The 11113-nt window shown below is 42.4% G+C and carries 8 protein-coding genes; 4 read left to right on the forward strand and 4 right to left on the reverse strand.

Translation table 11 applies throughout. The features are described 5' to 3' along the window. Positions 1-242 precede the first annotated feature (242 nt). Positions 243-2171 carry an alpha-amylase family glycosyl hydrolase gene (locus tag G1O98_RS32290; RefSeq protein ID WP_163937087.1) on the reverse strand — a complete coding sequence of 643 codons (1929 nt, stop codon included), beginning with the start codon at positions 2169-2171 and terminating at the stop codon, positions 243-245. A 481-nt stretch (positions 2172-2652) separates the two neighbouring features. Here G1O98_RS32290 and G1O98_RS32295 point away from each other — a divergent pair, with 481 nt between their 5' ends. Then, a complete protein-coding gene (locus G1O98_RS32295) occupies positions 2653-3705 on the forward strand; it encodes a hypothetical protein (RefSeq protein WP_163937091.1) in 1053 nt (350 codons plus the stop codon). Between the two features lie 201 nt (positions 3706-3906). On the opposite strand, the gene G1O98_RS32300 is transcribed toward G1O98_RS32295, so the two are convergent. Beyond that, positions 3907-4389 (reverse strand): cupin domain-containing protein, encoded by a 483-nt coding sequence (locus G1O98_RS32300; RefSeq protein WP_163937094.1) that lies wholly within the window; start codon positions 4387-4389, stop codon positions 3907-3909. 461 nt (positions 4390-4850) lie between these two features. On the opposite strand from G1O98_RS32300, the gene G1O98_RS32305 reads away from it, so the two are divergent. Then, positions 4851-6686, forward strand: coding sequence for a serine/threonine-protein kinase (locus tag G1O98_RS32305; protein WP_163937097.1), 1836 nt, complete (start codon positions 4851-4853; stop codon positions 6684-6686). 387 nt (positions 6687-7073) lie between these two features. Continuing rightward, on the forward strand, positions 7074-7292 hold the full coding sequence (locus tag G1O98_RS32310; RefSeq protein WP_163937100.1) for a hypothetical protein: 219 nt from the start codon (positions 7074-7076) through the stop codon (positions 7290-7292). A gap of 42 nt (positions 7293-7334) precedes the next feature. On the opposite strand, the gene ribD is transcribed toward G1O98_RS32310, so the two are convergent. Then, a complete protein-coding gene (gene ribD / locus G1O98_RS32315) occupies positions 7335-8534 on the reverse strand; it encodes a bifunctional diaminohydroxyphosphoribosylaminopyrimidine deaminase/5-amino-6-(5-phosphoribosylamino)uracil reductase RibD (RefSeq protein WP_163937109.1) in 1200 nt (399 codons plus the stop codon). 183 nt (positions 8535-8717) lie between these two features. Then, positions 8718-9317 (reverse strand): MBL fold metallo-hydrolase, encoded by a 600-nt coding sequence (locus G1O98_RS32320; protein ID WP_163937103.1) that lies wholly within the window; start codon positions 9315-9317, stop codon positions 8718-8720. A gap of 179 nt (positions 9318-9496) precedes the next feature. Here G1O98_RS32320 and G1O98_RS32325 point away from each other — a divergent pair, with 179 nt between their 5' ends. Further along, positions 9497-10687 carry an aminotransferase class I/II-fold pyridoxal phosphate-dependent enzyme gene (locus tag G1O98_RS32325; protein ID WP_163937106.1) on the forward strand — a complete coding sequence of 397 codons (1191 nt, stop codon included), beginning with the start codon at positions 9497-9499 and terminating at the stop codon, positions 10685-10687. Positions 10688-11113: the final 426 nt, after the last annotated feature.

Consider the following 11113-nt stretch of genomic DNA (forward strand, 5'->3'; position numbering starts at 1 on the left):
CGAGTCGCCATAATCCTTTTCCGACAAGGACTCTTAACAACCCTTATGCCAGCACAAAAGGGGAAGGGGCAATTAAAACTATCCCCCTTCCCCTTTTCTGAAACCATAAGGGAAGTAAAGAATCCTTATCCGAAAAGGATTATGGCTACTCTCTGAGAACGCCAAAGACGAAACCATAAAGCCCAAGAAGTGTAAAGGATGAAAATTTTGCTCCTTCACACTTCATTGTTGATTTGAAATTTCTACGATTCTCTTCCCGATGCCCAGGTATCACGCCATTTAACGGTACCTTCTTTGGCAATCACCCAGCGACGATTAACCAAATTTTCCCGCAGAGGCGATCGCCCTTCCCGCCACATGGCATATTTATAAGCAATTAGCTTACCAGTGCTTTCATCAAAGGGAATCTCAGCAGACCAAGTATTTGAGTTGATGTACTCCAAAGGATATGCTTTGCTGATATCCCAGTTACCCAACTCTGGACAATCTCCTGTCACCACAATGATTTCACCGGGTTGGGTATCCACACCATTGAGTTGGACGCGCACAATTGTTTGTGCTTTGATCCGTTCCCCAACGTGGCTGAAAACAAGCACTCCCCGTTCTTCTATTACTAGGTCATAAATCTTACCGTCTTTTACTTCATACTTGTTGCGAGTCACTACGCAAGTATGCTCACCATCGGGTAATTCTGTTTCTACTTCAGGGAGAGTAACTTCCCCTCCTCGGTTTAAAGCTACAAAACACAGAGAATCACGATAGCGGCGGACATAACAGTAAACATCGGCAGTCAAGTATTTCTGCCAATGGCTACCCATTGATATAGCAGGATTTAGCCGCCGTAAACCAGACAGCAATCTAATACAACGATAAACTTCACTATCGGTATCCCAATTTTCCATCATCGGGCGGTTATATGGGTCATTACCGCCATCAGTATCGTTATGTAAATACTGTTCTGTGCCGTAATATATACAGGGAATACCGCGAGATGTCATAATTAGGGCGATCGCAACCTTCAACATCGCTGGATCAGGATTCAGCGATTGGAAGCGGCACATATCATGGTTATCGATGAAGGTAACTAACTCTGTTGCCCCGTTATAGCGATAATCCTGGTCAAAAATGTATTGAATTGTTTGGAATCCCATTTCTGAACCTTGGCCCAATGCGGCTCGAATTGCCACACATAGCCCAAAGTCTAGAAGTGTCATGCCTGAGTGATTGGCAAATTCTACCGAGCGATCGTCACTCGGATTACTATAAATCCATTCACCAAAAATAAATACATCTGGTTTGTGATTGGTCATCTCGCCAGTGAATTCTTGCCAAAACCAAATCGGCATGTGCTTGACAGTATCAACCCGCAGTGCATCCACACCTCTGTCTAGCCATTGTTTAATTGCTGACTTAATATACTGTCGATATTCTGTATTATTTTCATTAAAAGTTGCAAGACCAGCTAGTTCACAATTCTGTACTTGCCAATCGTCTTCCCAATTTTGCACTTCACCGTAATGGTGATACCAATGATTGACATCATCATTGAAGTCAGCAATTTTAACGCCATCATCATACAATTCACCTTTGCTACCACTGGTATCAGGGCTACTGTGGTTGCAGACAATATCCAGCACCAGCTTCATATTCCGCTTGTGCAGTTCTGTAATTAACCGATCAAATGTCGTATTTTTTTCTTCTTGGGTAGCATTTAAAGAAGGATTCTCTCCATCAGCAATATAGCGAGGATTAATCCGCTTAAAGTCTTTTGTCCAATAGCCATGCATCGCCGCATTGCTAATAAATAACTCTTCTACTTGCTCGAATAGTGGAGTTAGCCAAAGGGCAGTAACTCCCATATTTTTGAGATAATCTAACTTATCGATGACACCTTGCAAGTCACCACCCCAGTACTTACCCCATTCTTGTCTATTGGGATCGTAGAGTTCTGAATTTTCACCTTCGCTGTTATCTGGATCGCCATCATAAAAGCGATCTACCACCAGAAAGTAAATGGTTTCCTGACGAAATTCAATATCTCTGGTGTAAAGAAACTCTAGGTCAATCTCGGTTTCTGATGGTGGCGTTTCTATAATAGCGTCTACTTTTTCTTGTGCAGAATCAACTTTGTATTGATCTGGGGAAAACTGAGATGGAGGGGTTTTTACCATAAAAAACTCAAAATTTCATGTAATTTACATTTGTAGAACTAACAGTACAAACGCTTTGGCTATTGTGTGTCGCTACAGACATCGGTATTGTGACATCCTGCCCACGGTATAGGTATCTATCGCTAGCTAGTTTATAATTCTATCGATAGATATAATTCATCTGCTAGAGGATAAAAATAAAGGAAAATATAGCATTTATTAACGATAATTGCTTAATAACAAAAATTTACAATATTTAATTAAGTTGACCTGTGGTAAAAATTGAGCCTAACTCGTGTTTAAGTGTATATTCGACAACAGATTTGAGAACATCTCAATTTCTTGGAGATTAGCTGTCAACAAGATTTTGTTACACCTGAGCAATATTGAGTAGACCAAGCATTAGCCAACTTTTTCTCTAGAAGATTCGCTCCATTGGTAAACTGACCATTGTCACTTTCAATCTGTTTTTACTGTTGAGGAATTAATTTAGGTAGCAATTATGACCAAATATGACAAGGTTTTTAACTCACCAAAGACATCAGAGGAATCACTAAGTCCAGAGGAAGCGGTAGCAGCGATCGCAACTGTCACTGCGATCGCTGATTCAATGATTGAAGATGTAGATGCAGAAAGTTTAGCGGGTATCCTCTGGGAATTCGAGGTTTTCGAGGAATACTCAGAAGATGAAATTGCCGAAATAGTCGATAGACTCCTAGCCATTGCAGAAGAGGAGGGAATTGGCCCCCTGTTTAATGCTGCCAAAGTATCTCTCTCAGAAGAATTAGTGCTGGATGGTTTTGCAGCTGGGGTAATAGTGCTTTTAGACGATGAACTCGCGATCGCCAAACCAAAACAAGCCTACCTCAAAAAGCTACAAGCAGCCTTAGACCTGGAAGATGAAGAAGCAGAGGAAATTATTAAGGAGGTAATTGCAGCCTTTAAAGAAGCAGAAGAAGAATATGCAGACGAAGACGATGATGATGAGACAGTAGTCATAGAAGATTTTAGCGAACAGACATATCAATCCCCTTTAGGTAATTTTACCGTGCCAATTCCGGTTGATCCCCAGCAGGGCGGTAGAATTCAAAGCCAGGAAGGAGTAGTTGGCTTTTCTGATGACATCGGTACTTTGTTGAGAATCGATTATTATCCTTTCCCTCTAGAACAGTTAGAGGAACTGGAGTCTGTCGGACAAGAAGAATATTTACAAACAATTTTAGTAGATAAGTATGTACCTCAAGCGATTTTTGCCAATGTACCAGATGCTTCTGTGGAGTACACCGAATATCTGGAAGATACTTTGCGAGGCGCTTACTATGTCTTAATTGATATGCCCAAAGGCTCGACAATTTCTAAGCAAGAAAATAATGGAACTGCGATCAGATTAGATGCGTACCGGGGTCTGCTCACCTTTATCAGTGGTGAATTTTTGTATATAGTTAGTAGTCAGCACAGCTTTCTTGACGGCGAAACCCCCGATTCCCTGGAAGAAGAAGCTGAAGATATCAAGGAGAGTATTTTAGAGTTTGTTGAGACTATAGAGTTCAATTAAGTAGTGTAAACCTTAGTTAACTTGTTCAAACTTTAGTAATTCTAGTAATATTGCTCAAATCACAGATGCGATCGCATCTGTGATTTCCATGCCTTTTTGATGGTGAAGTTTACTAAAGTAAGGCATTTCATTAATTCATAGCGAATCAAATTTGGCAATACCCTCCAATAACAATGCATCGGCTTACATTGTTACTACCTGTTATGCCTTCTTACCTGCTACTGGTTCAGCTATATTTTCCATATCGACCAGATTCCACTTTAAACCTTTGCTCCTATATATACGCTTCTGCAAATTTGGATAGTCACCGATATCATGGTCTAGCCTTTGACCAACTACTATACATTTGAATATAGAATTGCCCGTGTTTTTCAGCTTGTGCGGCTTACCACCAGCACGATATCCAATAAAATCTCCTGCTTTAACTGGATAAATGCTTTCTCCAATTGTTGCCTCAGCTTCTCCCTCAAGAACGTATACGCACTCTTCTTCGTGATAGTGCATATGAAGCTCCGTTGATTCACGTCCAGGCTCTACTTCAATGATGTGGAAACCGATATTTTTTAAACCTGTCAAATCTCCTAAAGACTTATTCAGTCTGCGAGCATTGGAGTTGAGAAAATGTGTTTTTTCTAGTCCTTCATAAGACTCAATCTCTTCTTTGGTGACTAAATACTTTTCCATTTCTTGATACCAAGGTGCTAAGAAAATTTGATGGTGAACAAGCGAGGGGATTTCATATAAATTAAGACGGAAGTTAAAACAGGTTTAAGGGTTCTATCTCAGCAGAAGTAATCGCTTCTATTTGTGGATGGGATTATATCATCACCTTGTTATTAAGTGCAACTTCATAGAGAATTGGTATTAATGCGTCGGCTTGCATTAAAAATGCTACGCTTTTACGCAAAACTGTACTAAGTAATCTCTCTATGCAAAAAAGCGATGTCTACGGCGGTCACTGACTTGTAACTACGATGTACACACAAGTCGGAAATAGTAGTCTGTCAAACTAATTCATAATTGAATGGCGTTCTTAATTCAGTGTTCATAACTTATGAACTCATGTGATGTACATTTGGAAAGGGCGGTGTCTGACGACAAGCCCAGAGGCGGAATGTCTCCGGTGTCTACGCTTGTGATTTTTCATGACAATAACCCTGCTAAACAATCGCTATCAAGTTATCCAGGTAATCGGTGCTGGGGGTTTTGGCGAAACCTTTCTGGCAGAAGATGTTCACATGCCTTCTCGCCGTCGTTGTGTGATTAAGCAACTCAAACCGATAACTAATAATGATCCGCAAAATTACCAACTGATCCAACAACGGTTTGAACGGGAAGCCGCAACCTTAGAATATTTGGGTGAAAGTAGTAACCAAATTCCTAAACTCTACGCCTACTTTTCTGAGAACGGGCAATTTTACCTTGTCCAAGAATGGATTCACGGCCAAACTCTGACGAAAATTGTCGAAGCCAAAGGATTTGAGAGTGAAGCTGCTGTTCGGCAAATTCTCTTGAGTCTGCTTTGGGTGTTAAATTATGTCCACAGTAAAGGCATTATTCACCGGGATATTAAACCTGAGAACATTATTCTCCGTTCTGTTGATAACAAGCCAGTTTTGATTGATTTTGGTGCAGTCAAAGAAACAATCCGTTCTGTGGTCAACTCTTCAGGATACCCGACGCGATCGCTCGTTATTGGTACGCCTGGATATATGCCTAGCGAACAAGCCGTTGGCCGCCCAGTTTACAGCACTGATATCTACAGCTTAGGTTTAACGGCGATTTATCTGCTGACTGGCAAACACCCGCAAGAATTGCAAACCGATCTTAAAACTGGGGAAATACTTTGGCAGGAACACGCCCCTAACGTCTCTTCTCAATTGGCGGCGGTACTCAATCAGGCAATTAAGCCTCATGCTGGCGATCGCTACAGCACTGCTAGTAAGATGTTACACGCTTTGCAGTCTGCTAGTAATATCCCTCCTGAGTTAGCTGCAAATACTCCCACAGTTAATTTTTATCCCCCTGCGACATCGACTCGACAAACCCAGCCATTATATTCCCTACAAAAACCAACTGTGATTTCAGGGACTTCCACTCCTGGAAACTGGCAAAAACCTGCTGTAATTATTGGTAGTTTGTTGGTAGGCGGCTTGATTGGTGCAGTCGTGATTTCTAACATCATTCGTCAGCAACAACCAGAAACAACCATTGTCACAAGTCGCACTCCATCACTAGAATCTTTGCCTACTCCCGCATCTACCGAATCGCCCCTTTCTTCCCAAACTTCTCCAGCCCCAGTTGTACCGGTCTCACAACCACGAAAGCGAGTCATTCCCGCTCCTTTACCAACCTTTAATCCCCCAGTTGTATCCACGCCACAGCCAGAAAAAGAGCCTGTAACTTTAGATACTCCAGCGCCAGAAGTGTCTTCTACACCACAGCTAGAACCAGAGAGTATTGCAGTTCCCACACCAGAAGCACCTTCAGCATCACAGAAGAATGAACAGCCATCTAAAAAAGTAACTGTAACTACCAGCAGTCAAAGCGTTCCCGCATTTCCTACAGGTACATCCAGAAATGCCGTAGAAGCTACCCTCGGCAAACCAAATCAAGATTTAAGAGGCGCATGGGGCAATACCCGTGCTGTTGTTTACAAACTAGTGCCAAACAAAATTGATCTTGGCTACTTATTTGATCGTAATTCTAAAGTCCTGCGTCAAACTGAGGTATCTTTTGCCCAATCGGTAGACCCGCAGGTAATGGAAGCTACCTTAAATGGAATGTTAGAGGGGCAAGCCACTGAAAAAATTAAGCAGGGACTTAAACAGGTGCAACAGGGTCAGTCTGATAATTTTAGTTTTAAGAATGGCTCAGTCAAGGGTCAGATTATCCGCCAAGAATGTAATTTTATTTACATTAGTATTTGGGATGAAAATTTACATGATTTTGTAAGTCCATCAACAGCCAAAAGGTGTTAAGTTTTTAGAAAACGTTGTTCTCAAAAATTAAATTTTTGTATCTTAGAAGACAGATTCAGGATTCAATATAGTATTGAAAAAACTGTCTTTACTGGACTAAAATCAATATAATTTTGGTCTTTACAAACACAAAAACCCAGTTTTTAGAATTAGTGTATTTGTCTTCTAGGTTTTGCAACTAAAGCCATAAAAATCTGTTTTCCCAATTCCCAATTCTCAATTCCCATTTTCAAGCTTAGTTTCAAATTCTTAATCTTCATAAAGTTATAAATACCATTATTAAGTTTTTAATAATACTTGTCTCAGCCTCTACATTCATGTCGTAAATTGCGATCGGAATTGTGTAATCTAAAGACAGCTAATAGCTCATTATTCAATCGAGGTCTGATGACTCCTACAATCATGCGTCAGCTTTGGTCAGTGGTTGAAACCGCGCAAGCCAAGCTCCTCTTACAACTAGATGATGCTAGCTTGGTGCAGTGGTTAGTAAAACAAACCGAAACGCAAGTGTTGTTAGATTCTAACGAAACTGACTTTCTATGCCACTACATTCAATCTCGGCTAGCCCTTATACGTGATATTGCCCATGAACGTCAGTGTTCATGATAGCAAAATCACGATGAATTGATTGATAGTCAAGTGTTATTACTATTGACTATTGGCTTTTTGGGGAAAATAACCTTCCACTAAGCAGTCAGAGCCGACTACACGCCAACGAACACGTTCTAGAGACAATGCCTCAGTCATGGTAGTAAAACCTAAATCGCCCACTGGTGTGGGAGCAATGCTACCACCAATGATTTTTGGGGCAATAAATGCCAAAACTTTTTGCACTGCTCCTTGAGCGATCGCACTAGCAGCTAAGGTACCGCCACATTCCCATAAGACGCTACAAAAACCCCGCTCATATAAGTACGCCATTGCGTTATCTGGTGTAAGTGATGTTAATTCCACGATTTCCACTCCCTGTTTGAGCAGCAGTTCTTGGAAATCGGGGTTAGCACCCTTTTGAGTCAACACCAAAGTTGGAGCATCCGCAGTTTTCCACAGATGGGCACTTTCCGGTAAGTTGAGATGACGACTCATTACCACCCGCAGGGGATTATGTGCCTCCGCATGATGGCTAGTTAAATAAGGATTATCTTGTCGGACTGTATTGCCGCCGACAATTATTGCATCGCAAGCCGCCCGTAGTTGATGTACTTCATTGCGGGCCTCTTGGCTTGTCACCCAGGCGCTATGACCAGAGGTGGTAGCAATTTTGCCATCTAAAGTCATGGCATATTTTAAAATTCCTAAAGGTCGTTTGTAGAGAATGCGATGCACAAAAGCTTCATTGAGCTGATGACAAGCTGCTTCTTCTACTCCTACTAACACTTCGATTCCCGCCGCACGTAAACGGGCAATACCACCTCCAGCTACCAGTGGATTGGGATCAACCATACCCACTACGACTTTTGCCACTCCAGCTTGGATCAATCCTTCCGAACAAGGGGGAGTACGTCCGTAGTGATTGCAAGGTTCAAGTGACACATAGATTGTTGCACCACGAGACCGAGCGCCTGCTGCTTGCAAAGCAAACACTTCTGCATGAGGCTCACCTGCACGAGGATGAAACCCTTCGCCGACAATCTCGCCATCCTTGACAATCACCGCTCCCACTAAAGGATTTGGGGAAGTTCGTCCTAAAGCGCGGCGAGCAAGTTCCAAACACCGCAGCATCATGCGAGAGTCAAAATCAGTTCCGATCTTTTCTTTTATAACTGCTGACTCCACTAGATGTATATTTTCCTGAGTGTAATTTGGTAAGGATGCATCTGCTTGAGCGACCACTGGGGAATTATCCATAATTTTAGGCGGCAACACTGTAAATATTCTGCACGCGATCGCGCAGCCTTTCCACAGGAGACTCGCGCTTTGCTCCTAATAATTGAAAATAGAGGCAAAGGGAAAAGCCTAACTCTAGGAAATGTACTCCTTTTCGAGAGTAAAACAGTCTTCCCCTCTCCCCTTATTTTGACTCTCAACCATTTACAGCGTGGCTACAAGTTCCTGTAAGCGATCGCGTCCATCGCGGAAGACGGGCCAACCATCCCCCACCAGCACTGCTTCAACCTGACTCAGTTGAGCTAACCTGCGAACCGAAGCAACAGCTTCCTCTCGATTCAGTAGCTTTTCATCTGGCAATATAGTTAAGCTACCTGCTTTACGTGCCCTGACTAAATCCCCTGTAATCAAAGTTGTCTCCTCCAGTAACAGAGCTAATTCACCGGGAGTTTTCGAGCCTTGGAGTTCAATTACTTTTAACCCAGGTACGAACTCTTCACCATCAGATAACCAGCGATCGCAAGGTATGGGAAAAGTGTCTTTTTCTGCCACTGGGCCGGCTATCTTAGCATAAGTTTGATCGGCAATATCTTTACTTGCCCTGACATGCTCGGAATTCGTCAGCACAATCCAGACTACACCACCGAGGGATTTCAAATGATTCCAATCATGGTTTGATAGGGCTACTGGGTCAATCAAGATGTTTCCATCTGGGCGAATCCAGGCAATCCCATTGAAATCAATATTTCTTGCCGGATTGAAATTAGACCAGCTATAGAGATCGGGACGGTGCAAAGATTTCATGATGATTCTGGATCAGTACTTCAGTAATTGACTATTAATATCAATAATTAAGTATATAGATTATAAGGTTGCATTCCCTCTGAATCTCGAATTTGAGTATACTACGATAAAGCTATCGGTATTATGGGTTTTAGAAAAATTCCTGCATAACCGCAATCGAGATCAACGGAGGTAGGGGAGTGAGTGAGATTGGGCGTAAAAAAATATCAGCGAAGGCAGACCAGTTTAGAGAGTCGGTAATTCGGGAAATGACACGGGTGGCACTGCAATATAGTGCAGTGAATCTGGCTCAGGGGTTCCCTGATTTTCCATGTCCATTGGAGTTGAAACAGGCAGCTTATGAAGCCATAGAGGCAGATGTCAACCAGTATGCCATTACTTGGGGCGATCGCGCATTTCGTCATGCGATCGCTAGCAAAGTTCGTTGGTATCTCGGCTTAGATATCGACCCTGAAACCCAAATCACCGTCACCTGTGGTTCTACAGAAGCAATGGCATCTGTAATGCTGGCGACAGTCGATCCTGGTGATGAAGTAATTGTATTTGAGCCATATTACGAAAACTACGGCCCCGATGCGATTTTAGCTGGTGCTACACCCCGATACGTAACACTGCATCCTCCCCATTGGACATTTGATGAAGCACAGTTGCGTCAAGCTTTCAATGCTAATACCAAAGCTATTATTATCAACACACCCCATAACCCCACCGGCAAAGTTTTCACCCGTGAAGAACTCACCCTAATTGCTGAACTTTGTCAAAAATGGGATGTGTTAGCCTTCACAGATGAAATCTACGAACATATTCTCTATGATGGCACTCAACATATTGCCCTAGCGACCATTCCCGGTATGGAAGAACGCACCATTACCATTAACGGTCTATCCAAAACTTATAGTGTCACCGGATGGCGAGTTGGTTACATTTTGGCAAACCCCGTATTAACGGGAGCCATTCGCAAAGTCCATGATTTTCTCACCGTTGGCGCTCCCGCACCATTGCAACGAGCCGGAGTTGCCGCCATGCAACTACCACCATCCTATTATGAAGAACTAGGCAAGCTTTATCACCAAAAACGAGACTCGATCTTACAGATACTCGATGGAGTTGGCATTCCTTACTTCCTTCCCCAAGGAGCCTATTATGTTCTTGCAGATATTTCTAAATTTGGCTACAAAACAGATATTGAATTCACTTACCATCTCATTAAAAATATTGGTGTTGCCGTAGTTCCTGGTTCCAGCTTTTTCAGCCAACCAGAAAAAGGCCATTCATTGATCAGATTCTGCTTTAGCAAAACACCTGAGACATTACAAGCAGCGAGCGATCGCTTACTCAAGCTACAGCAAACTCTGCAATCGACAACCTAATGCAAATTAATTTAACGTGAGTTCGAGAAACCTCTCCTTACCTTGACTTGAACTTTCGTTCCAGCCTGTCCTTCTCCGAGTCGAAGAGGTGCGTTTTTTGCCAATTTTTTTGGGTCATCTAACAAAATCATATTGCTCTTGAGAATAGGTTATACCAATTCTCTATGAAGATGCACATAACAAAACCCCCCTGTAGTCCCCCCGATGGATTGGGCTACCGTGTACACACAAATCGAATTTCTTCTTAAATCCAGTCATTTATTGAATTCAGGCGGTCGTTTATTGAATTCGGGCGGTCGTTTATTGAATTCGGGCGGTTGTTTATTGAATTCAGGCGGTCGTTTATTGAACGTGAGTTCGACGATTAGAAAAAGCCAAAAAGCTTGTGATATATGAATTTGCTCAACTGGGAAAGACCAAGCGATG

Source organism: Nostoc sp. UIC 10630 (genome assembly GCF_010747425.1).
In the GTDB taxonomy this organism is placed as follows: Bacteria; Cyanobacteriota; Cyanobacteriia; order Cyanobacteriales; family Nostocaceae; genus Nostoc.